The sequence below is a fragment of the Seonamhaeicola maritimus genome (assembly GCF_008056315.1).
Taxonomy (GTDB): domain Bacteria; phylum Bacteroidota; class Bacteroidia; order Flavobacteriales; family Flavobacteriaceae; genus Seonamhaeicola; species Seonamhaeicola maritimus.
In genome coordinates, this window is sequence record NZ_VRKQ01000008.1 from 157,564 (window position 1) to 181,929 (window position 24,366).

A 24,366-nucleotide genomic window follows, 5' to 3' on the forward strand; every position below is an offset into this window, starting at 1 on the left:
AACTAACATAATATAATTAAACAAACTAATAATATTCACTCATTATTCTAGCCCAAATGTTATTATTGTACTCATTAAGCGCTAGTTTAAACAGCTTATCTGCTTCTGTTTTGTTTCCTAGACCTTTATTGCCTAAAGCTTCTAGATAATAAGAACGAGAATAAGCTTTGTTGTTTGTGGCAGAAGCTTCTTCAACTGCAACTAAAGTATTATCCAAACCATTTTCTCGGTACGCTTGGGCTTTTTCAATTAGATCGTTAAAAATTTCTTTTGCTTTGTCAGGTTCACCTAGCTTTTTATAAGACTCTGCCTGAAAATAAAATAAGTCATACATGCGCCAGGTGTTTATAGATTGGGTGCTTTGTTGGTAACTTGTTTTTGCCTTTTTTGAATTCTTCATTTGTGAATATACTTCACCTTTAAAATAATGAATCATAGCGTTCTTCTCATCATGTGTTGGTTTCCCTACTTCCAAGTTTTCAGGGTACAACATTGCTGCATCTAAATATGCAATAGATTCCTTATATTTCTTTGTGTCAGCTAACTGAAGTGCTTTTAAAATATTGGCATCAACATAACTCCAATACGTTTCCCTGCCACCTTCCCAAGTTCTAAAACGATGACTCTTTAAAAAGTTAAGAGATTTGTCATATTCACCATCTAAATTGTATAAATCAACTAACATTTTAGGTGCCTGAACATCTTTTTTAACAACTTCAATATTCCTTTCAAGAATTGCTAGACACTTTTTATAATCGGTTTTAGAAACTTCAAAATATTTTGATAATTCAGAATACCAAAGAGGGATAGAATTGTCAAGAGAAATAGCTTTACTTATATAATCAATAGCTTTTTCTATGTCTTTATTATGGTAATAGGAACTAAAAGCTAAGTTTCTATATACCATGGCTAAACTGCTGTTTAACTCACTAGCTTTTTTCCAAGCGGCAATAGCCTCGTCTTTTCTATTGTCATAAAGTAAATTTCCTAAAAGATAAAAAGCTGATGCATTTTCTGGATCGTTTTTAATAGCGTTATTAAAAACGCTTTCTGTTTCTTGACGATAAGGGAAACAGTAATCTAATGAAAGTCCTTTGGCGAGTTTTAAGTAGTGTTTAGTTTTAGTTGAATTTTCAACTTGGTCATAAAACCAAGCTAAATAGTAATACACCAAAGGACTATTTGGTTTATCAAAAGATGATAATAATTTAATTCCGTCATTATATAAGCCAGCATTCATGTAATTGGTGGCCACTTCTAGATAATTATTGTCTAAATCTTGCATGTTTTTATGCCACTCATTAAAAGAGGCATTTCCTTCTAATAACCCTTTTTCATAAAGCGCTGAAAAATTTAATGGGTCATAAGAGATTAAGTTGTCTATCAAATTCAAAGCTTTCTCAGAATCTCCTGATTGTCTCAATAATGCACTGTAAAGGACATTAATTCTGCCATCTTTATTATTTGTGGAGTAAGCATCTTGAATATATTCTAAAGCCTTAGAGTAATTTCCATTAGTGCTTTCTATTTGAGCCAATTGAAAATTACTGGCAGAGAACCATTGGTAATACCAAGTGGCTCGTGCAAAATTAGCGTAAGCTTCTTCAATTTGTCCTAGAGCTCTGTGAGCAAGACCTTTATAATAATAAATCTCTCCTTCTTTTGGTTGGTAGTATTTAATGTTTAGTTTGTCTGAGGCAGTTTGCAAGTATGCTAAGGCATCCTTAAATCTCATTTGGTTTACTCTCCGCTTACCTAATGCAATATTGCTGCGGTAATCTGTTGGAGATTTTTTTAGGGCTGCTAAGTAATAATCATCAGGGTTTTTTCCAGGGCGATTAAATTGTTCTACAAATCTACCTGCTAGGTATAAATCTTCTACACTTTCAATTTCTTCTGGCTTTTTAACAGGCTTTTGAGTTTCTGGTAATTCAGGTTTCTTAGGCTTATAAGGCGTGTATGAAACCAATTCATTACCCTTACCATCCGTTAATTGAATATTCAATTTATATTCATCTAAAGCTTCCTGAGATTTATAAGTACTAGTATATGGTTTAGCTGGATTAATACCAATACTTCCTTCGGCAATAATCTTTGAATCATACTTTAAGATATATTTTGCGTCATCGTAGTTTTGGGTAGTATTAAAACCATAGAAAACGGTTTTTGGATTATTCATATGAAGTGCAACTGAAGCATTAACCGTTGAGTTTTTTACCACCTCTAAATCTCTAATAGGATACCAATAATTTTTAGCATTTTTAACAGAGTGAGGTAAACTCCAACTATAATCAGGTTGATTATTTGAGAATGTTCCTGTCATTAATTCTACATATGCTTTTCCATCGTCAGTCAATTTTCTTCTTGCATTCTGACCTTGTAGGCCTGGGCCAAATTGCCATAATTTAGAAGCATTATTTCTGTGTGGGTCACCAACATGGACAGTTCCAGCTTTTACACCGTAATCATATCCACCTATAAAACCTTCTTTGGCATCCCACATGAAGAATGAAACTGGGTTGGGGTGATTTTTCCACCAGGTTAAATCTACGCCTTCTTTATAACTTGTTCTTCCGTAGCTTTCAGTTTCATTGGAAATTGGCCATTGAACAAAACTTCGGTTATTATGAAAAACACCTATTTCTTGACTCGGAGGCCAAAAGGTTCTAAAATCTTCATTGGCTGTAATGGCAACATTAGCCCAAAACAAAAAAGCTTTGGTTTTTGTGCTGGTATTATTAAGTCTGTAGTCAACTTCAATATATGATTTTCCTGGATGTAAAGTCATACCAACAATACCTCTGGCACGAATAGTTTTTTCAGTTTCACCAATCCAGATAGTGGCGCTGCCATCATCGTTTTTTACAAGTCGGTAATCACTTGGGAGCATAGTAGTAGTTCTATGATGATGTGGGAAACACCATTCAATACCACCAGAAACCCATGCACCTAGTGTTCCAATTAAATCAGGCTTTATAACACTGTTTGTATGAAATAATTCATGACCATTAGTTTTATCAATTGCCGAAAACAAACGTCCTCCAAATGCTGGTAATACTTTTACTATTATATACTCATTTTCAAGATAGACCATATTATAGGTCATATCCATCAAATCTCTTCCTAAATCTGTTTGAGCGGGGTAAGGGTATACACGCCCTTGAGCACCTTGAACACTTCTCCCTGTATAGAACATTGGGCTTTTTAAATCCTCACCTTTTTTATAGGTAGGAATTACTTCGGTGCCTTCATAAATCTTAACTTGTGCATTACTAGTAATATTATTAAGGTAAATAGTACAGGTTATAAAGATTATAAATAAAGTCTTGTTAAACAGTTTCATGATTCTTAGTTTAATTAGTTTGGTTGAAGTACTTCCTTTAAAGATAATAAAGTCCTTTAAATTTATCTTGGATTTTATAATTAATGCCTTAAATTGCTGTGCAAAGTTTGTTCAAAGTTTGCATATTATAAATGATTGAGCAGGAATACCTTAAATATTGTCTTGAAAAGATAGAGCAAGAATTAAATTGGAAACCTTCCACAGACTGGAAGGAGTCTGACTTTATTAGACTATCAAGAATCATTTCTGAAAAGTCTAGTATTTCTATAAGTCCACATACTCTTAAGCGTCTTTTTGGAAAAATCAAATACAAGAAATATTACAACCCACAGCAGGCCACAAAAGATGCTTTAGCTAAATTTTTAGACTATTCTGATTGGAGAGATTTTGTGAAAGTTCTGAAGCAGAACAATGATGTAAGTTCTAAAGAAGTTTCAAAAGAATCAAAAATAAATAAAGGATTTTTATTTGGGTTAGTTCTGGTGTTAATGGGGAGCATAATAGCATGGTATTTTTATAGTAAGCCCAAAGCTTACCTTTTAGAAAATAAAAAAGATGTGGTTTTTGAATTTGCCATGATTGATTCTGTTGGAGTGGTACCTTATACGGTATCGGTGAATTATAATCTTTCAAAAGTAGTATCAGATAGTACATTTATTGATTTTGGGTTTAATCATCCAGTGAGAGGACGACAGTCTGTATTAGCTGATAAAAGTAAGTTTGTACGAAATTTCACCTATCAAATTCCTGGGCAGTATACTATAAGTTTAGTGAATGATGAAAAGGCACTTTCTTCTAGCAAGGTATTAGCAATGTCTGATGATTGGGATAGTTATTTTAATCCTGAAACCGCTACAGGAAATTATTGGATTGATAATAAAATTGAAAAAGATACATCTACAAATAATCTTTATTATCCACCAAAATATTTAGATTCTGTGGGGTTTGAAACGAATCAGGTATACTATGTAACACATCGGTTATTTAAGGAGTTCGATATTGATGGTGACAACTTTGAGTTAACTACAAGATTTAAAAATTCCGAAGAATTAGGTGGTATAACTTGTTATGATTTTATTTTAAGGATTATTTGTGAAAATGAAATTAATAATATAAAGCTTATGGAAAACGGTTGTTCACAGTTTTCTGGTATGAAGATGGGAGAGACCGTTTTAAGTGGAGATAATGAAGATCTGTCTTCCTTTAAATTTGATTTAGGCTCTTGGAATGATTTAAAGATTTCGGTAGATGAAAAATCATCAAATATTTATATTAATAATATTAAAATTCATGAAGGTTTATATAAGCAATCTAACGGTAAAATTGTAGGATTGGAAGTTATTCTTAAGGGGGCTGGAATGTTAGATTTGATAAATATTAAAGATTTAAATAGTCAAAAAACCTATACGAATGATTTTTAATTCAAAGTAAAGCATAAAAAAAAGCAGCCAATTGGCTGCTTTCTTGTTTTATGAGTTTAGGTAATTAATGACCACCAACCTCTTTAAGTTTATTTGAAGCAGCGTTAGCGGCGTCTTCAACTGCTTCAGTAGCAGCGTCAGTAGCTTCTTTAACAGCACCTTCAGCAGCCTCAGTAGCTTGTTCAACTACTCCTTCAGCAGCTTCAGTTGCATTTTCAACAGCACCTTCAACAGCTTCCTCAACAGTTGCTGCAGCTTCTTCAGCAGCTTCGCCTGCTTCCTCTACAGCTTGTTCAACAGCGTCTTTAGCTTCCTCAGTTTTTTTGGTATCTCTACAAGAAGTAAAAGATAAACTTAATGCTAATAAAACAACAGTGCTTAAAATTAATTTTTTCATGGTTTTTGTTTTAGTGTTAATTAATAAGTTTAAATATTTTGCTATTTGGCAAAATCCAAATTATATACGTAAATAATTAAGGATTTGGATGACGGCACCTCTATTATCTTGAACGTATTTCAGATTTTTAGACCCACTTTCTCGACGAAAGTCACTTTCATTTATTAATTTTTTGAGAATTATAGTAAAATCTTCCTTATTTGAAATGGAAAACATACCTCTTAAATCTATCATAGCTCGTGCTTCAGGGAACTTATTATGGTTATTTCCTATTATAATAGGTATGCCAAAGGTTGCAGGTTCCAATGTATTGTGTAACCCAGTATTTCCAACTGCTCCACCTACATAAGCTATGTCTGCATAATTATAAATTTTAGAAAGTATACCAATAGTATCAACAATAAAAACTTGAGCTTTTTTTAGATCCCTGTTTTCTTTTTCAGAAAATAGAACTGTTTCAACCTTCAAAGCATCTTTTAAGTTTTTAATTTGATTGGGTTTAATATTATGCGGGGCAATAATGAATTTAACATCTTTTGAAACTACCGAATTAATAAAATCTATTAACAATTCTTCTCCTTCAGGCCATGTGCTACCTGCAACAATACATAATTTATTATCCTTGAAATCAGCAATAAAATCGAGAGTGTTATCTTGTTGTAATTGACTAAATACTCTATCAAAACGAGTGTCTCCGGAAATGGTAACGCTGTTGTAATTAATAGTGCTTAATAAAGTTTTAGAAGTTTCATTTTGCGTAAAAATATGCTCAAATGAAAACAAAGCCTCCTTTAATTGTTTGCCATAGAACTTGAAATAGGATTGATTGTCTCTAAAACTTGCAGAAATTAAAATAGCTCTAAGGCTTCTTCGTTTTAATTCTTTTAAAAAATTAGGCCAAATATCATATTTAACAAAAACGGTAAGTTCAGGATTTACTATATCTAAAAAATGTTTGGCATTACTTTTTGTGTCTATGGGAAGGTAGATGATAATATCAGCAATGGGAGTATTCTTTCGTATTTCATAACCAGAGGGCGAAAAAAAGCTGAGAACAATTTTATGATCTTGGTAGTGTTCCCTTATTTCTTTAAAAACGGGAAGTCCTTGTTCATATTCACCTAATGAGGCACAATGAAACCAAATGGTTTTATCCGTAGTGCTTAATTTTGATTTTAAAACATGAAATGTTTCAGATCTTCCTTTAACCCCTAAATCAATTTTATTATTAAAAGGAGCTAAACATTTTAAACCAAATTGCGTTAAATTAATGCCGATGTTATAAAGAAAACTCAATATTGTTTGTTTGTTGCTAAAATACATTTCTTTAAAAGAAATTCATTGGTTTACCTATACGATTTTTTGTAATTTCGTGGACTTAAAACTCCTTTAATAGGTACTAAGGTTACCACTTTAATGAGAGTCATAATATTTTCAGATGAAGAAAATTCAAATGGTTGACCTTAAAGGTCAGTATAACGCAATAAAGGACGTTGTAAACCCTTCTATTCAAGAGGTAATTGAAACCACATCATTTATTAATGGGCCTAAGGTTCATGAGTTTCAAAAAAAATTAGAAAACTATCTTGGTGTAAAGCATGTTATTCCATGTGCTAATGGTACAGATGCCTTACAAATAGCAATGATGGGTTTGGATTTAAAACCAGGTGATGAGGTTATTACGGCCGACTTTACTTTTGCAGCAACTGTAGAAGTAATAGCTCTACTAAACTTAACCCCGGTTTTGGTTGATGTTAATGCAGATGATTTCAATATTAATATTGATGCCATTAAAAAGGCAATTACACCAAAAACAAAGGCAATTGTACCCGTTCATTTATTTGGTCAGTGTGCAAATATGGAAGCTATAATGGATATAGCTAAAGAGCATAATTTGTTTGTGATAGAGGATAACGCTCAAGCTATTGGTGCTAATTATACCTATTCTGATGGATCTAAAGTAAAAGTTGGTACTATTGGAGATGTGGGAGCAACATCATTTTTTCCATCAAAAAACTTAGGTTGTTATGGAGACGGTGGTGCCATTTTTACTAATAATGATGAGTTGGCGCACACTATTAGAGGTATGGTAAATCATGGTATGTATGTTCGATACCACCATGATGTAGTAGGGGTTAATTCACGTTTAGACAGCATTCAGGCTGCTGTTTTAGATGCTAAATTACCATTTCTTGATTCTTATAATGATAGAAGAAGAGAAGCAGCAAATAAATATGATAAAGCTTTTGAAGGGGTTCCAAATATTGAAACGCCATATAGATACGGAACAGATGATAATCATGTGTTTCACCAATATACTTTGAAAATAAGTGGAGGTGATAGGGATGCCCTGGCACAACATTTAAATGAAAATGGAATTCCATGTGGAGTTTATTATCCAATTCCTCTACATAAGCAAAAGGCCTATTTAGATGATAGGTATAATGAGTCTGATTTTGAGGTTACCAATCAATTGGTGAAAGAGGTTATATCTTTGCCTATGCATACGGAATTAGATGACGAACAAATAGAGTGTATTACATCAACAATAATAAAATTTGTAAATGGATAAAATATTAGTAACTGGAGGATTAGGGTTTATTGGCTCTCATACTGTTGTTGAATTACAAGAAGCGGGCTATAATGTTGTTATTATTGACGACTTATCTAATTCTTCTGAAAAAGTTTTAGGTGGAATTACTGCGATAACTGGAAAAAAACCAATTTTTGAAAAGATTGATTTAAAGGAAAAGACCGATGTTGAAGCTTTTTTTAAAAAACACAATGATGTAAAAGGGGTTATTCACTTTGCGGCTAGTAAGGCTGTAGGTGAGAGTGTTAAAGAACCTTTGCTTTATTATGAGAACAATATTGGGACCTTAGTTTATTTATTAAAAGAATTAAAAAAACTACCTGGGGCTAGTTTTATTTTTAGTTCTTCATGTACCGTTTACGGGCAAGCAGATGAATTACCAATCACCGAAAGTGCACCAGTAAAACAGGCTGAGTCTCCTTATGGAAATACAAAACAAATTGGTGAGGAGATTATCAGAGATACTTGTAAAGTGGTTCCAACATTAAAAGCTATTGCGTTAAGATATTTTAATCCAATTGGAGCACATGCATCCACTGAAATTGGTGAATTACCAATAGGTGTGCCACAAAACTTAGTGCCATTTATTACACAAACAGGAATTGGTCTTCGAGAAGAGTTATCTGTTTTCGGAGATGATTATCCAACTCCAGACGGAACCTGTATTCGTGATTACATTCATGTAGTTGATTTGGCTAAGGCACATGTGGTTGCGTTACAAAGATTGCTTCAAAATAACAACAAAGAGAGTTATGAAACCTTTAATCTGGGGACAGGTAAAGGAAGTTCGGTATTAGAAGTAGTACAATCTTTTGAGCGTGTTTCAGGTGAAAAATTGAATTACAAAATTGTAGGTAAAAGAGAAGGTGATATTATTTCTGCTTATGCAGACACAAATAAAGCTAATGATGAATTGGGTTGGAAAACAAAATTATCTTTAGACGAAGCAATGCTTTCAGCCTGGAAATGGGAGCAAAAAGTTAGAGCGAAAGAGTAGAACAAATCGATTTATAATATAAAAGCTGATTAAAGAAATTTAATCAGCTTTTTTTATGTCTTCTTTCGGCTTCTTCTTAAAAAAAGTGACAAAAACAAGAATAATCATTCCAGTGGTTACAAAAACATCGGCTACATTAAAAATCCCTGTTCTTAAAGTATCCGTCAATTTAAGATGCCAAAAGTCTGTTACACTTCCATAAGCAAAACGGTCATATACGTTAGCGATTCCTCCACCAATAATACTTGAGAAAGCAAAAAGAGACCATTTACCCAAGTTTTTATCTTTAAAAACATAGCGTAAAACAAACCCTAAAACAACTACAGGAAGAATTAGTAGTAGTATTACACGAAGCGTTTCGTTTAACTCACTGCCCATTCCTAGAAAAGCTCCTTCGTTTTCTACATTATATAAAGTGAAAAAATCTCCGAGAATTTCCGATTTACTTCCTGCTTCAACATTAGCCCTTACCCAAACTTTAGAAATTTGATCTAAAGCTATGGTGCCAATAATTGTTACAATAATAAATAGTGAACGACGAGAAAATTTCATTATAGGTTTCCTTCAAAAGTTGCAGAGGCCGTTTCTGAGGCTCTATTAATTTTTTTAACTAAGCCTTGTAATACCTTTCCAGGGCCAACTTCTGTAAAAAGAGAGGCACCGTCATCAATCATTTTCTGTACTGACTGAGTCCAACGTACAGGAGCTGTTAATTGTGATATTAAATTATTTTTAATAGCTGCTTCATCAGTCACAGCGTTGGCGGTTACATTTTGATAAATAGGACAGTTAGGTTTGCTAAAAGTTGTGTTTTCAATGGCAGCGGCAAGTTCCTCACGAGCTGGCTCCATTAAAGGTGAGTGAAAAGCTCCACCAACAGGTAATACTAAAGCTCTACGAGCTCCTTCTTCTTTTAACGTTTCACAGGCTTTATTGATAGCTTCAATTTCACCCGAAATGACTAATTGTCCGGGGCAGTTATAATTAGCCGCAACTACAATACCCTCGGTAGTAGCACATATTTTTTCAACAATATCATCATCTAATCCAAGAACAGCAGCCATGGTACTTGGTTGTAATTCACAAGCTTTTTGCATTGCCAAAGCACGTTGAGAAACTAATTTCACCCCGTCTTCAAAGTTCAATGTTCCATTTGCTACTAGAGCTGAAAATTCTCCCAATGAATGACCAGCAACCATATCTGGTTTAAAAGAACTTCCTAAAGTCTTTGCTAAAATTACAGAGTGCAAAAAGATGGCAGGTTGAGTAACTTTAGTTTGCTTCAAGTCATCTGCAGAACCTTCAAACATAATATCAGTAATATTGAATCCTAAGATATGATTAGCTTGTTCAAATAATTCTTGAGCTTCAGCTGAATTTTCATAAAGGTCTAAGCCCATTCCTGAGAATTGAGCGCCTTGACCTGGAAATATATATGCATTCATTTTAATTCATTTTAAGTGCTGCAAAAATAGAAATAAAATTACAACTACAAGTTATTAGTTGCTGCTTCTGCACAACGTTCTCCATCCATGGCCGCCGAAACAATTCCACCGGCGTATCCGCCACCTTCACCACAAGGATATAAATTTGAAATTTGTGGGTGGGCTAACAAGTCATTTCTAGGAATAGAAACAGGTGATGAAGTTCTTGATTCTACTCCAACAATATTAGCTTCTTCTGTATAATAGCCTTTCATTTTTCTACCAAATGCTTCAAATCCTTTTCTTAATCTACCACCAATAAATTTTGGTAAAAGGGAGTGGAGCGGAGCAGATTTTAAACCTGGTTGATAAGATGTATTATTTAAATTAGAAGATAATCGCCCCTCTACAAAATCTGTTAAACGTTGTGCTGGAGCTACTTGACTTCGTCCTCCAGAAGTAAACGCTAATCGTTCTAAGTTTTTTTGATATTCTAAACCTTTTAGTGCTCCAAACTTTTCATATTTAGATAAATCAGTATCTACATTAATTTCAACAACAATACCAGAATTAGCATATAAATTATTTCGCTTTGAAGGAGACATGCCATTTACAACAACTTCTCCATTTGCCGTGGCAGCAGGTACAATAAAGCCTCCGGGGCACATGCAAAATGAATACACACCTCTTTGATTTATCTGTTGTACTAAACCATAGGATGCAGCAGGAAGTAATTCATGTCGTGGACCAGAACAGTGGTATTGAATGGAGTCAATAATATGTTGTGGGTGTTCTACTCTAACTCCCATGGCAAAAGATTTAGCCTCTAGAGCAATTTCTTTTTTATGAAGCAAATAAAAAATATCTCTTGCCGAATGGCCCGTTGCAAGAATTACTTTGTTTACCGGTAATTCTTTGCCGTTCTGAAGTTGAATAGCATTTATTTTATCATTATTTATAATAAAATCAGTAACACGGGTTTCAAAATGAACTTCACCACCATACCTGAGGATAGTTTCTCTAATATTTTGAACCACTTTTGGTAACTTATTTGTTCCAATATGAGGATGTGCATCTACTAAAATTTGATCTGTGGCACCATGAAAAACAAGATTTTCAAAAATTCTACGAACATCTCCACGTTTTAAACTGCGGGTATAGAGTTTACCATCACTATAAGTACCTGCACCACCTTCACCAAAACAGTAATTAGAATCTTCATTTACAAAGTGGTCTTGGTTGATAGCTTTTAAATCTCTTCGCCGATCTTGTACATTTTTGCCCCGTTCAAAAACAATGGGTTTAAAACCCAGTTCTATACAGCGTAAGGCAGCATACATACCTGCTGGACCAAAACCAATTATGTGTATAGGTTTAGCTTTTGAAACATCTTTATAATCAAATTTATAGACTGAAGATGTAGGAATTGCTTCTCTAATATATACAGCAACCTTGTAGTTTAATATAATTTTTGGTTTTCTGGCATCAATAGATTTTCTAAGGATTTTCACCCCTGTAATATCTTCTTTGTCAATACCTAGCTTTATAGACGACTTTATATTTAAAATGTCGTTGCGTTCTTCTTCTTTTAGAGAAATACGAAGTTGAATCTCTTTTACCATAATGCTAAGTTAGGATAACCTAATGTGGAATTTGAAATATTCTGAATTTATATAGAACTAATTACTTCAGGTTATTTACTGGTTAGTTTGATTACTTCTTTTACATCTCCATTATAAGTGATTTCTAAATTTGCTGTTTCATCGGGTGCTTGTGAAAGATGTTTTACCTTTATATTGAAACTACTATCTGCATCGATTAAAGTAAGATTATTATTTGATTCTATTTTGAACTCACTGGCGTTTTTACCAATTAGTTTCACAGAAGTGATATAACTACCTGTATTACCACCTTCATTTTTAATTTCAATTGATGTAGACAAACCTCTCATTATTTCAACGGAACTAGGAGATTTTAAAACAGAAGCAATTAAAGGCTCCCCTTTAGGCTTATCTTTGTTATAAACCTCCATGTTTAATTGCCTGCCTCCACCTCTGGTTGGAGAACCAGCAGCAATATAAATACCTTCACCAGAAAGAATGGCTTGCGTACCATGTCTTGGATGATGCATATCTGCCTTGTTAGACCAATGACCCTTTTGCGGATTATAGGCTTCAACTATTTTATAAGCGGGACCTTGTTTTTCTCCCTCACCACCCATGACTAATAATTCATTATTAAATACAGCGACTCCAGGAGCAGCTCTGGGCGTTGGTAAATCTTGATTAAGAGTAGACCAAGTTTTAGTTTCAAAATTATATACATCTACAATACTAACTAAAGGGGCAAACACACCGCCTTCACCACCAGAATGTCTGCCAGCAACAGCATAAAGTTTATTGTCAATTACTGCGGCACTAAAATGGTCTCTGGCTTGAGAGGCATCTTCTAAAATTGTCCAGGTGTTCTTAATAGGGTCATATTCATCAAACCAGTTTACATAACCACCATCATGACCAATAGTATTTCCCCCAATTAAATAGAATTTGTCTTTATATACTACCAATCCAGCTCCTCCACGTCTTCTATTTTCAGGTATTTCGGGTCCTTTAATCCATTTCTCGGTAGGTGGGTGATACAGCCAAACGTTGTCTTCAGGTATTTCTCTTGGGAAGTTGTTAGTTTTAAATGAGCCAATTACCCAAACAAATCCTTTGTGACATGTAGCTTGAAAATGATTAAACTCTTTTGGTGCTTTGCTTTTAGCTGAAGTCCAAAAGTTGTTTTTGAAATCATATATATCCAGTTTTTGAGCAGATTCTCTACCGCCAAACATAATGAATTTGTCTCCAGCTTGTACAAACGAGCATTCATGACGTGCGGTGTAGTTCTCATTTTCATTCATGTCTATCCATATTCCGGAATCATTAACATTAGAATTTTGACAGGAAGCAGTAAGGACTACAATAAAAAGAAAATTTAAAGGAAATTTAAAGGTGAGAATTTTGTTTGTGCTCATGTTGATAAATATTTGTTTTACAAATTAACGAATAGTTTTTGAACAGCAATTGATGTGACCATTTGTTACCATATTATGATTCCTATATTCAATGGATGCAAAATTATGTACAGACACATAATGCAGTTGCTCGGGATATCTTAGATGGTGGTGTTTTATTGCTTACTAAAAAGATACTTGAATCCTTAAAAATTGAAGGATTTAAAGGTAACGGCAACAAATATTATTTTCTGGAATACGTTAAAAAAGAAAACTCATGTTCATGATTTTTATCTTTTTCATGAAATGTATTAGAGGTCTCTTTCCAAATTGTAGTATCTATTTCTGGAAAGAAAGCATCAGCTTCAAAGGTTTCATGTACTCTTGTCAATTCAATTTTATCAGCTATTTCCATGGCTTGTTTGTAAATTTCTCCGCCACCTATAATAAAAGGTTGTGAATCACTTTTTGAAGCTTCAATGGCAGCTTCTAAACTATTTACAACAATAACGCCAATTAGAGCATTATAATCGCATTGTCTCGTAATGACTACGTGAGTTCTGTTTGGTAATGGCTTAGGGAAACTTTCAAAAGTTTTTCTTCCCATAATAATATGATGTCCATTTGTTAAAGCTTTAAAACGCTTTAAGTCGTCACTCAAATGCCAAATAAGTTTGTTGTCTTTCCCAATAGCGTTGTTTTCGGCAGCAGCCACAATAATAGTAAGTTGAGAGGTTTTGTCCTTTAAAGCTAACTCTTCATTGTAAATATCGCTCTCAGCAATATGTGGAGCTTCCTTTTTAAGGGCGCTTTTAATTTTTTCAATCCTAATTTTTTGTTCAGCAACTAATTTGTCTAATTGTTTTTGCTCCCAAGCATTTCCCATAAACTTATTGGTTACAAATACATTAAATGTGTGATAGATAAAAAAGAACAACCATATAAAAATGGCGAATACAAACCAATCAATTTGAAAAAATTGCACATTCTCTCCTATACCTAAAACTGTATTGGCAGCTATTAAAAAAATAGCACCTATTAAAAATAAGACAAAGTGAATATACAAACGTTTTTTTTGCTTGATTCGTCTTTGAGCATTTTGAATTAGTTCAAACTGCTCTTTATCTATTTCTGGAACGTTTTTTTTCTTTCCGAACATACTTTTTAAAATAAGGATTGTAAAGTTAGTATTTTTATATGAGACCTTTTGTTGCAATTTGTTACATAAAAAGCTTTTTTTCGAAAACGATTTAGTTGTAAAAGTCCTGGAAATCAGTATTAAAACAGGTGATTTTTTGTTGCTAATCCCTCATTTTTTCACTTAAATTTTTTACATACCGTAAAATATTTCATTGTAATATTAACAAATTGATAATTCTTCGCTGTTAACCTATTTTATTGCAACTACGTAGGAATTTGTTTTATAAATTTGCCGTATAAAACAACACACAAAATTCTAAAATTATGGCTATTAAAAAACAATACTTAAAAAGTAAACCAGTATGTAAAGTAACTTTTTCTATAGAAGCTGAAGAAGCAAAAAAGGTTTCTGTAGTAGGAAGTTTTAACGAGTGGAACGCAAAAAAAGCACCTCTTAAAAAATTAAAGAATGGGACTTTTAAAGGGACTATCGATTTAGATAAGGATAGCTCTTATGAATTCAAGTATTTAGTTGATGGTGAGTATGTAAATGATGCTACTGCTGATTCTTATGCTTGGAGTGATTTTGCTGGTGCAGACAACAGCGTTGTAACTGTATAAGCTGAAAAAGAAAATTTTATTTTAAAGGCGTTTCCTGTTGGAAGCGCTTTTTTTATTTCTTTTTATTGTATTTAGAGTTGTCGATATTGAAAATTAAAGGTAGTGCATATGGAACGGTAACTGGTTTTCCTTTTTGGTAACCAGGAATAAATTTTGGCAATAGATTAATAACTCTGCGAGCCTCTTCTTCAAGTTTTTTATGAGGGCCACGAGCCCTTATGCCAACAACATCTCCTTTAGTATTTATCTTGAAGATAAGATCAATTCTGACTTTTCCGTTTGGAAACCCAAGTCCTTTAGCTACTTTGATATTAAAGTGTTTAACAACATGCTTTGTAACCTTGGAAGACATGCATGCTCTTTGCTCCTTATTGCTTAAGTTTTTCTTACAACCTTTGTATATAGGTACTTGTTCAATTACGGCAAAAGCGACTTCGTTTTTTTCTTGACCTTGAATAAGATTTGAAAAGGCACACAGTAGGCCTATAATTATATATTTTTTCATTAAAATGTTTTATACAGCTACAACACCTTTTATGTGCGGATGCGGATTGTAATCCAATAGAGTGAAATCTTCAAAAGTAAAATCGAAAATATCTTTAATTTCTGGGTTAAGAATCATCTTTGGTAATGGCCTTGTTTCTCTAGAAAGCTGCAATTCTAATTGCTCAAAATGATTGCTGTAAATATGCGCATCTCCAAAGGTGTGAACAAATTCACCAGGTTGATAGCCGCAAACTTGTGCCATCATCATAGTGAATAGTGCGTATGAAGCTATGTTAAAAGGTACACCTAAAAAGATATCGGCACTACGTTGGTATAATTGACAAGACAACTTTCCGTCAGCTACATAAAATTGAAAAAAGGCGTGACAAGGTGGTAAAGCCGCTTTTCCGTTAGCTACATTGTCACTGAACGATTTTGAAGTATCTGGAAGCACAGAAGGATTCCATGCAGAAACAAGCATTCTTCTGCTATTCGGGTTGCTCTTTAAGGTATCAATAACCTCTTTTATCTGATCTATTTCATCACTGTTCCAATTACGCCACTGATGACCATAAACCGGACCTAAATCACCTTTTTCATCTGCCCATTCATTCCAAATTCTAACACCATTTTCCGTTAAGTAATTAATATTAGTATCACCTTTTAAAAACCAAAGTAATTCATGAACAATAGATTTTAAGTGCAATTTTTTGGTAGTTACCATTGGAAAACCTTCGCTTAAATCAAAACGCATTTGGTAACCAAAAACACTTTTGGTACCGGTTCCTGTTCGGTCTCCTTTTTCATTACCGTTTTCTAAAACATGTTTTACTAAGTCGTGATACTGCTTCATATAATTTCTTTTTTCTGCGGAAATAAAAATAAAAAAAAGCATAAAAATTTATGCTCAAAGATTAAGATGTTATAAGAAAGTTATTAACTAGTTTGTTTGTGATGATTATCCAATAATCATACCCGCAAAGGTTGCAGAAACCAAAGAGGCTATGGTTCCTCCAATTAAGGCTTTCATTCCAAATTTAGATAGTAATTTACGTTGTCCAGGAGCTAATGATCCAATACCTCCGATTTGAATCCCAATTGAAGCAAAATTTGCAAAACCACAAAGCATATATGTTGCCATTATTATGGATTTCTCATAATTAAGATGTACTGTATTACTAACATTCTTTAGGTCCGCTAATTGTATATAACCTACAAATTCACTGGCCGCTAATTTAATACCCAGCAGTTGTCCCATAAGTGCCATATCTTCCTTTGCAACACCAATTAGCCACATTAGGGGGGCAAATACATAACCCAAGATTAATTCAAGTGATAAACTTTTATAAGGGGTGTTACTAGCTACCCAATTGTTTAAGTTAGAGATATCTCCAACCCAACCTAATATGCCATTGAACATAGCAATAAATGCAACAAAAACCAATAACATGGCTCCAACATTTACAGCTAGTTTTAAGCCTTCAGTAGTTCCGTTAGCTATGGCATCTAAAAAGTTGGCGCCTATTTTTTCTTGAGATACTTTTACGTCTGTATTTATATCTTCTGTTTGAGGATATAATATTTTAGAAATCACAATAGCTCCTGGGGCAGCCATAACAGATGCTGCTAATAAGTGTTTTGCGTAAAACAACCTTAGAGCTGGATCGTCACCTCCTAAAAAGCCAATATAAGCCGCCAAAACAGCACCAGCAACTGTTGCCATACCACCAATCATGACAAGTAATATTTCAGACTTGTTCAATTTCTCTAAATACGCTTTTATTAAAAGTGGAGCTTCGGTTTGACCTAAAAAGATATTTCCTGCAACACTTAAACTTTCAGCTCCAGAAATCTTTAATGCTTTAGAAAGTAACCAAGCCATAGCTTTAACTACTTTTTGAATAACTCCTAAATAAAAAAGAACCGAAGTTAAGGCTGAAAAGAATAGAATGGTAGGTAATACTTGAAAAGCAAAAATGAATCCATATGAATTTATATCCATTAAACCATTAAATAGAAATTCACTACCTGCTCTTGTAAACTCTAAAATATTAACAAAAACTTGTCCAACGCCTTCAAAAGCGTTTTTAATAAAACTAATTTTAAGTACTCCAACAGCAATAAGTAATTGAAACGCTAATCCAATACTTACAGTTTTCCAATTTATCGCTCTTCTATTACTACTGAATAAGAATGCTATAAAAATAAGGGAAATCATACCTAAAATACCACGCCATAAACTATTAAATGAAAAGCCTTGACTAGGAATCACTGAAGCATTAGAGGCTTTAGTTACTTCTGTTTTGGTTTTAATAGGATGATTAACAAGAGTTGTGTTCGGGGTGTCATTCGCATCAGTCTGCGGGATTACTACCGTAGTTTCTTGATGTACTACTTTTTCCGTTTCCTGAGCAATTGTTGAAGTTGTAAAAACTAAAAAAACGACTAGAAAAGACAAAAAAAGTTGTTTCATAATGTGCTATTGGCGTTTGGAAATTTCGTCTCTAATATGAGCAGCCTTTTCGTAGTCTTCGTTTGCCACGGCTTCGTCAAGGAGATTTTGTAATTCCTCTATAGTTTTACTAGTATAATTTTCACGAGGAGCGTCTGGTTCTAATTCACTGGCTACCAAATCGTCAACCAAAATACTATCTTCATTAGTTTCTTCACCATCCTCATCTTTTGTGGGATTTACTTTTAAGTAAATACCTGCTTTATCTAAGATGTTTTTATAAGTAAAAATGGGAGCGTCAAAACGTAGTGCTAATGCAATGGCATCACTGGTTCTAGCATCAATAATTTCTTCAATTTTATCGCGTTCGCAAATTAAACTGGAATAAAATACACCATCAACTAATTTGTGAATAATAACCTGTTTGACCACAATATCAAACCTGTCTGCGAAATTTTTAAATAAGTCATGAGTTAAAGGTCTTGGAGGACGAATTTCTTTTTCAAGTGCAATAGCTATAGATTGCGCCTCAAATGCCCCTATAACTATTGGGAGTTTGCGATCTCCATCTACTTCATTCAATATTAATGCGTAAGCACCATTTTGTGTTTGGCTATACGAGATTCCCTTAATATTTAATCTTACTAAACTCATAATTTATAAAAACGCAAAGAACTGCTTAAATTAGGACTTTACCAAACGCCTAGTTTAGATTTGGATAAAACACTAATTTCAGCAGTCTTTTTGTTAATACAATTTATAAAAAAATAATTTATTGTTGAGCTTTAAAAGCTTTTAATTTTTCAATAAGTTGTGGCACTACGGTAAAAGCATCACCAACTACACCATAGTCTGCAGCCTTAAAGAAAGGTGCTTCGGCATCAGTATTAATAACTACTTTCACTTTAGAGGCGTTAACCCCTGCCAAGTGCTGAATTGCTCCAGATATACCTATAGCGATATAAAGATTTGAAGCCACTGGTTTTCCGGTTTGACCAACATGTTCACTATGCGGTCTCCAGCCTAAATCAGACACTGGTTTGGAGCAGGCGGTAGCAGCGCCTAAAACCTCTGCTAATTCTTCAATCATTCCCCAGTTTTCAGGACCTTTTAAGCCTCGTCCTCCAGAAACAACAACGTCGGCATCTGCAATGGTAACTTTATCTGTTGCTTTATCAACAGATTCAACAGAAACATTAGATTCTACAATTGATGCTGCAAAGTCTTCCATAGAAGCACTACCAGTATTTTCTGCTAATCCGAATGCATTGCTTGAAACACCAACAATTTTTACATCAGTATTTATTTGAGAAACCTCAAAAGCTTTATTTGTAAAAGCATTTCTTTTAACAGTAAAAGGTGATGTATTACTAGGAGCTTCAATTACATTAGATGCATATCCTGCGTTTAAACCAACTGCTAAAAGAGGTGCTAAATATTTGCTATCTGCACTTGAACTCACAACTACAACTTGAGCACTTTCACTTTCAGATGCTTGTTTAATGATATCGGCATATATTTTTGCATTAAATGCGTCTAATTCATTGTTTGAAACATTTAAAACTTTGTCTACGCCGTAATTTCCCAATGCTGAAGCATCATTAACGTTTATTGTTAATGCAGTTACGGTTGTGCCTAATTGATTGGCAACTGCTTTGGCATAAGAAGCAACTTCTAAAGCTGCTTTTTTAAATACACCTTGATCTGATTCTGTATATACTAAAACTGACATATGCTTAAATCACTTTGGCTTCGTTATGAAGTAGGTTAATTAATTCATCTAAATTGTCTTCAGAAACTAACTTAACAGCTCCTTTTGCTGCAGGCTTTTCAAATTTAATAGATGTTGTTTCTTGATTAGACTCAATAGGTTCAACAATCGTCAATGGTTTTTTGCGGGCCATCATAATGCCACGCATATTTGGTATGCGTAATTCACTTTCATCAACCAGCCCTTTTTGTCCACCAATAATTAAAGGCAATGAAGTAGAAAGTGTTTCTTTACCACCGTCAATCTCTCTTGTTGCAGTTGCGCTGTTTCCATCAACCTCTAATCCTATACAATTATTTACAAAATTAGCATTAGTTAATCCTGCTATCATACCAGGAACCATTCCACCATTGTAGTCTATAGATTCTCTTCCAGCAATTACCAAATCATATTCGCCATCTTTAACCACATTAGCTAGTTGTTTTGCTACAGAAAAGCTTTCAGTTGCTGGGGTGTTTACTCTAATGGCTGCATCTGCACCAATAGCTAAGGCTTTTCTAAGTGTAGGTTCAGTTTCAGCTCCACCAACATTCACAACCGTTACATTAGCGCTCTGTTTTTCCTTAAGCCACATAGCGCGAGTTAAACCAAATTCATCATTTGGATTGATTACAAACTGCACACCATTGGTGTCAAATTTTGAGTCATCTTCAGTAAAATTAATCTTTGAAGTAGTATCAGGAACATGACTAATACACACTAATATTTTCATAATATTTTACGTTAAATAAGTTTAATTTTTTGCGTGTACGAAGGTAATTATTTTATTCTGAAAAAATACTATGCATGCATAATAAAATTATAAAAAAATTAAAGAAAAACAACTAATTGGTAGTTTTTCTTTATGAATTTATAGTGCATTCATAAATAGGGTGAAGAATAGATAAAAGAATTTGAACTTGATTAAAATATCAATTTTTCATTATTACTAAACAATTTCTGTAAAATTATCAATTTTTATAACCTGAAAATTTTACTGTTAGTATTTATGGCTAATTATAATCAATATTTGCTATTTTTGCATCTCGAATAAAATAAATTTAATGAAGACAATTCAATTTAGAGAGGCTATTTGTGAAGCCATGAGCGAAGAAATGCGCAGAGACGAAAGCGTATATTTAATGGGTGAAGAAGTAGCTGAATATAATGGAGCATATAAAGCTTCAAAGGGGATGTTAGATGAGTTTGGACCTAAGCGTGTTATAGATACACCAATTGCAGAACTTGGTTTTGCAGGTATAGCTGTGGGTTCTACAATGACTGGCAATAGGCCTATTGTAGAATACATGACTTTTAACTTCTCTTTGGTTGGTATTGATCAAATTATAAATAATGCTGCGAAAATCAGGCAAATGTCTGGTGGGCAATTTAAATGTCCAATTGTGTTCCGTGGCCCTACAGCCTCTGCAGGTCAATTAGGTGCTACGCACTCTCAAGCTTTTGAAAACTGGTTTGCTAATACACCTGGTTTAAAGGTGGTAGTGCCTTCTAATCCTTATGATGCAAAAGGATTGTTAAAAGCCGCTATCCGTGATGATGATCCAGTTATCTTTATGGAAAGTGAGCAAATGTATGGTGATAAAGGTGAAGTGCCTGAAGGAGAATACGTTTTGCCAATTGGTGTAGCTGAGATTAAGCGTAAAGGAGATGATGTTACTATTGTTTCTTTTGGAAAAATTATTAAAGAGGCTTATAAAGCTGCTGATGAATTGGAAAAAGAAGGTATTTCTTGTGAAATTATAGATTTACGTACTGTACGTCCGATGGATAGAAAAACTATTATCGAATCTGTTAAGAAGACGAATAGATTGGTTGTTTTAGAAGAAGCATGGCCTTTTGGAAGTGTTGCTACTGAAATTACTTATTCAGTTCAAGCTGAAGCATTTGATTATTTAGATGCACCAGTTGTAAAGTTAAATACGGCTGATACTCCAGCACCATATTCACCGGTATTACTAAAAGAATGGTTGCCAAATAGTGATGATGTTATTCAAGCTGTTAAAAAAGTATTGTATCAATAAAAAATAACTTTTTACGTTATATAAACTTCATTAGCATTATTGTTGATGAAGTTTTTTTTGTATTATGATTATAAGACTATTTAGTGTTTTATTTCTTTTCACTTTTACTAGTGTATTTTCGCAAACAAAAGTTAGTGGCCACGTTTTTGATGAAAACAATGAGCCTATTTCTTATGCCAATGTAATATTTCAAGGTTCTACTGAAGGAACAACTACAAATGAGAATGGTAAATTCTACTTAGAATCTAGAGAAACTTGGGAACAACTAACTATTTCATTTATTGGTTATGAAACACTCATTGTTTCATTAGATAAAAAGGTAAACTACAATTTAGAATTTATCTTAAAGGAAGAAACCGCACAATTAGATGCGGTGGTTTTAATGACAGGAAAACAGTCTAAAAAGAATAATCCTGCTATTGACATTCTAAGAAAAGTCTGGGAAAACAAACGTGAAAATGGTTTAAAACGATTCAACCAATACGAATACGATAAATACGAAAAAGTAGAGTTTGATATTAATACCATTGATAGTGCCTTGATAAAAAGTAAATTATTCAGAGGTATGGAATTTGTTTTCAATGAGGTTGATACTTCTAGAGTTACGGGGAAAACCTACTTACCCATGTTTATTAATGAGGCGGCTTCAAGGGTTTATGGTGATAATGCTTTAGATAAGCAAAAGGAAGTTTTAAAAGGAAATAAGAATTCTGGGTTTAATGATAATCAGGTGATTATAGATTTTGTAGATGATTTATATTCAGATTATAATGTATATGATAACTATTTAAAGTTCTTTGATAAAAGTTTTGTAAGTCCTCTTTCTAGAACAGGAATAGGTACATATAATTACGTGCTTTCAGACAGTGCTTATATTGATAATAAATGGTGTTACAATATAATATATTACCCACGCCGCAAAAACGAACTTACTTTTAAAGGTGATTTTTGGGTTGCAGACACAACCTACGCTGTTAAAGAAATTAATCTTCAAGCCTCAAAAAGTGCCAATATAAATTGGGTAAAGGAGATTTACATTGAGCAAGAGTTTGATGTGTTGAATGATTCACTGTTTCTGGTGAAGCGTGACTATATGATGTCTGATTTTGCGTTTAGCAAAAAAGAAAAATCTAGAGGTGTTTATGGAAAGCGTACTACGCTTTATGATAACTATGAATTCGATATTCAAAAGGATAAAAAATTCTATGAAGCCGAAGTTTATGATTACGATAAGGATGTTTATTATAGAGGTGATGAGTTTTGGGAAGAAAACCGTTTAGAATCCCTTAATAAAGATGAAGAAGGGGTTTATAAAATGCTAGATACCCTAAAAACAGTTAAGAAATTTAAGCAGATATATAATCTGGGAAGTATTTTGTCATCCGGTTATATTGAGTTTAACACACTGCCTTTAGATTATGGACCCATTTTTTCAACTTTTGGGTTTAATGAAGTGGAAGGTCTAAGATTACGAACTGGTGGGCGTACCTATTTTGGTAGAAATGATTTATGGCGATTAGAAGGTTTTTTGGCATATGGTTTTAAAGATGATAAGTTTAAATATGGTATCTCTGGGAAATGGTTGTTAGATAAAAAGAGCAGATTCATTATTTCAGGGGGGAATAGGCGAGATGTAGAACAAATTGGTGCCAGCTTAACAACCAGTACTGATGTTTTAGGACGAAGTTTAGCGTCATCTGCGATAGTGGGAACGGGCTCCAATGACAAGCTTACCTCTATTAACTTAACAAGTTTTGCCATGGAGGCAGAACCATTTAGAAACTTGATTTTTAGGGCTGGTGCGAACTACAGAACTTTAGAGTCAGCATCACCAACATTTAGTCTAGATTATAATACTTCTACAGGAGTGGAGTCTGAAATAAAACAGTTTGAAACATCTTTGTCGCTGTTCTATTTTCCAGGACGAAAAATGACAGGTTTTGGTGTAGAACGTCATGATGCTAATGATGACTATTCACGAATTTTTGCTCAAATAAGTCGTGGTGACAAAAGTATGTTTGACAGCGATTTTGATTATACTAAGGTGCAATTCTCTTATGTGCAACCTTGGCAAATAGGTGGTTTTGGTAGGTTAACAACTTCTATTGAGGCAGGTAAAACCTTTGGCGAAGTGCCACTAGGATTATTAAGTGTTATTCCTGGAAATCAGTCTTATTTCTCAATATATAATACATTTTCTCAATTAGACTTCTATGAATTTGTATCTGATACATATACTTCATTTCATTTGGAGCATAATTTTAACGGACGTCTATTTTCAAGAATACCTTTTTTAAGAAAGATGAATTTGCGTGAGATTATTAGTGTACGTGGAGTTTGGGGTGAAATATCCGATGAAAATGTGGCATTGAGTACAACCAATCATCCCTTTTCAATTCCTTTAGTAGCACCAAGTGATGAAATCTACTATGAATATGGTTTGGGTATTGGTAACATATTTAAAGTCTTCAGAATAGATTTTAATTTTAGAGGAAACTATTTAGATAGTCCGGGAGCTAGAAAATTTGGTGTGACGGGAAGTTTCGGATTTAATTTTTAAGAACTTTTATTTTTCAATTCATTTTGAATTTGTCCTCCTTTTTGCCTTCAAAAAATCTATAAAAAACTCATGAAAAAGTGATTTGTTGTCTAACAAATGACATTTGTTATTGAAAAACAAATCGGTTCAATTGTATCTTTGG

20 protein-coding genes are annotated in these 24,366 nt (G+C 33.6%); 6 read left to right on the top strand and 14 right to left on the bottom strand.

Annotated elements, in window-relative coordinates:
- Window positions 1–25 precede the first annotated feature (25 nt).
- Window positions 26–3,343: a DUF5107 domain-containing protein gene (locus tag FUA22_RS00685; RefSeq protein ID WP_147765576.1), complete on the bottom strand. Its 3,318-nt coding sequence runs from the start codon at window positions 3,341–3,343 to the stop codon at window positions 26–28.
- A 131-nt stretch (window positions 3,344–3,474) separates the two neighbouring features.
- Here FUA22_RS00685 and FUA22_RS00690 point away from each other — a divergent pair, with 131 nt between their 5' ends.
- Window positions 3,475–4,764: a hypothetical protein gene (locus tag FUA22_RS00690; protein ID WP_147765578.1), complete on the top strand. Its 1,290-nt coding sequence runs from the start codon at window positions 3,475–3,477 to the stop codon at window positions 4,762–4,764.
- A gap of 64 nt (window positions 4,765–4,828) precedes the next feature.
- Here the strand turns inward: FUA22_RS00690 and FUA22_RS00695 are convergent, their stop codons facing one another.
- Together FUA22_RS00695 and FUA22_RS00700 are read right to left on the bottom strand one after the other, a co-directional pair.
- Entirely contained in the window at window positions 4,829–5,161 is a 333-nt protein-coding gene (locus tag FUA22_RS00695; protein WP_147765580.1) for a hypothetical protein, read from the bottom strand.
- Between the two features lie 60 nt (window positions 5,162–5,221).
- The gene (locus tag FUA22_RS00700; protein ID WP_147765582.1) at window positions 5,222–6,457 is read right to left on the bottom strand and encodes a 3-deoxy-D-manno-octulosonic acid transferase; all 1,236 of its coding nucleotides are present in this window, start codon (window positions 6,455–6,457) and stop codon (window positions 5,222–5,224) included.
- Between the two features lie 142 nt (window positions 6,458–6,599).
- Here FUA22_RS00700 and FUA22_RS00705 point away from each other — a divergent pair, with 142 nt between their 5' ends.
- Together FUA22_RS00705 and galE are read left to right on the top strand one after the other, a co-directional pair.
- On the top strand, window positions 6,600–7,733 hold the full coding sequence (locus FUA22_RS00705) for a DegT/DnrJ/EryC1/StrS family aminotransferase (protein ID WP_147765584.1): 1,134 nt from the start codon (window positions 6,600–6,602) through the stop codon (window positions 7,731–7,733).
- Window positions 7,726–8,751, top strand: a complete 1,026-nt coding sequence (gene galE / locus FUA22_RS00710; RefSeq protein WP_147765586.1) for a UDP-glucose 4-epimerase GalE — start codon at window positions 7,726–7,728, stop codon at window positions 8,749–8,751. Before FUA22_RS00705 ends, galE begins: the two co-directional genes overlap by 8 nt.
- 39 nt (window positions 8,752–8,790) lie before the next feature.
- Here the strand turns inward: galE and lspA are convergent, their stop codons facing one another.
- The 5 genes from lspA to FUA22_RS00735 all read right to left on the bottom strand — a co-directional run bounded on the left by lspA (window position 8,791) and on the right by FUA22_RS00735 (window position 14,332).
- A complete protein-coding gene (gene lspA, locus FUA22_RS00715) occupies window positions 8,791–9,303 on the bottom strand; it encodes a signal peptidase II (protein ID WP_147765588.1) in 513 nt (170 codons plus the stop codon).
- Complete coding sequence (gene fabD / locus FUA22_RS00720) at window positions 9,303–10,196, bottom strand: ACP S-malonyltransferase (protein ID WP_147765590.1); 894 nt, start codon at window positions 10,194–10,196, stop codon at window positions 9,303–9,305. Before fabD ends, lspA begins: the two co-directional genes overlap by 1 nt.
- 44 nt (window positions 10,197–10,240) lie before the next feature.
- Entirely contained in the window at window positions 10,241–11,797 is a 1,557-nt protein-coding gene (locus tag FUA22_RS00725) for an NAD(P)/FAD-dependent oxidoreductase (RefSeq protein WP_147765592.1), read from the bottom strand.
- A 71-nt stretch (window positions 11,798–11,868) separates the two neighbouring features.
- Window positions 11,869–13,194: a Kelch repeat-containing protein gene (locus FUA22_RS00730; protein ID WP_147765593.1), complete on the bottom strand. Its 1,326-nt coding sequence runs from the start codon at window positions 13,192–13,194 to the stop codon at window positions 11,869–11,871.
- 223 nt (window positions 13,195–13,417) lie between these two features.
- On the bottom strand, window positions 13,418–14,332 hold the full coding sequence (locus tag FUA22_RS00735; protein ID WP_147765595.1) for a dihydrofolate reductase: 915 nt from the start codon (window positions 14,330–14,332) through the stop codon (window positions 13,418–13,420).
- A 305-nt stretch (window positions 14,333–14,637) separates the two neighbouring features.
- On the opposite strand from FUA22_RS00735, the gene FUA22_RS00740 reads away from it, so the two are divergent.
- Complete coding sequence (locus FUA22_RS00740; protein ID WP_147765597.1) at window positions 14,638–14,934, top strand: isoamylase early set domain-containing protein; 297 nt, start codon at window positions 14,638–14,640, stop codon at window positions 14,932–14,934.
- Between the two features lie 52 nt (window positions 14,935–14,986).
- Here FUA22_RS00740 and FUA22_RS00745 read toward each other — a convergent pair whose 3' ends face one another.
- The 6 genes from FUA22_RS00745 to FUA22_RS00770 all read right to left on the bottom strand — a co-directional run bounded on the left by FUA22_RS00745 (window position 14,987) and on the right by FUA22_RS00770 (window position 20,355).
- Window positions 14,987–15,439, bottom strand: coding sequence for an energy transducer TonB (locus tag FUA22_RS00745; protein ID WP_147765599.1), 453 nt, complete (start codon window positions 15,437–15,439; stop codon window positions 14,987–14,989).
- Between the two features lie 9 nt (window positions 15,440–15,448).
- Window positions 15,449–16,273 carry a thymidylate synthase gene (locus tag FUA22_RS00750; RefSeq protein ID WP_147765602.1) on the bottom strand — a complete coding sequence of 275 codons (825 nt, stop codon included), beginning with the start codon at window positions 16,271–16,273 and terminating at the stop codon, window positions 15,449–15,451.
- 105 nt (window positions 16,274–16,378) lie between these two features.
- Entirely contained in the window at window positions 16,379–17,893 is a 1,515-nt protein-coding gene (locus FUA22_RS00755; protein ID WP_241664727.1) for a NupC/NupG family nucleoside CNT transporter, read from the bottom strand.
- A 6-nt stretch (window positions 17,894–17,899) separates the two neighbouring features.
- Entirely contained in the window at window positions 17,900–18,526 is a 627-nt protein-coding gene (locus tag FUA22_RS00760; protein ID WP_147765604.1) for a bifunctional nuclease family protein, read from the bottom strand.
- Window positions 18,527–18,644: 118 nt separating this feature from the next.
- The gene (locus FUA22_RS00765; protein WP_147765606.1) at window positions 18,645–19,604 is read right to left on the bottom strand and encodes an electron transfer flavoprotein subunit alpha/FixB family protein; all 960 of its coding nucleotides are present in this window, start codon (window positions 19,602–19,604) and stop codon (window positions 18,645–18,647) included.
- Window positions 19,605–19,608: 4 nt separating this feature from the next.
- A complete protein-coding gene (locus FUA22_RS00770) occupies window positions 19,609–20,355 on the bottom strand; it encodes an electron transfer flavoprotein subunit beta/FixA family protein (RefSeq protein WP_147765608.1) in 747 nt (248 codons plus the stop codon).
- Window positions 20,356–20,686: 331 nt separating this feature from the next.
- Between FUA22_RS00770 and FUA22_RS00775 the strand changes: the two genes are divergently transcribed.
- On the top strand, window positions 20,687–21,664 hold the full coding sequence (locus FUA22_RS00775; protein WP_147765610.1) for a pyruvate dehydrogenase complex E1 component subunit beta: 978 nt from the start codon (window positions 20,687–20,689) through the stop codon (window positions 21,662–21,664).
- A gap of 64 nt (window positions 21,665–21,728) precedes the next feature.
- Entirely contained in the window at window positions 21,729–24,224 is a 2,496-nt protein-coding gene (locus FUA22_RS00780; RefSeq protein WP_147765612.1) for a DUF5686 and carboxypeptidase-like regulatory domain-containing protein, read from the top strand.
- The last annotated feature ends 142 nt before the right edge of the window (window positions 24,225–24,366 follow it).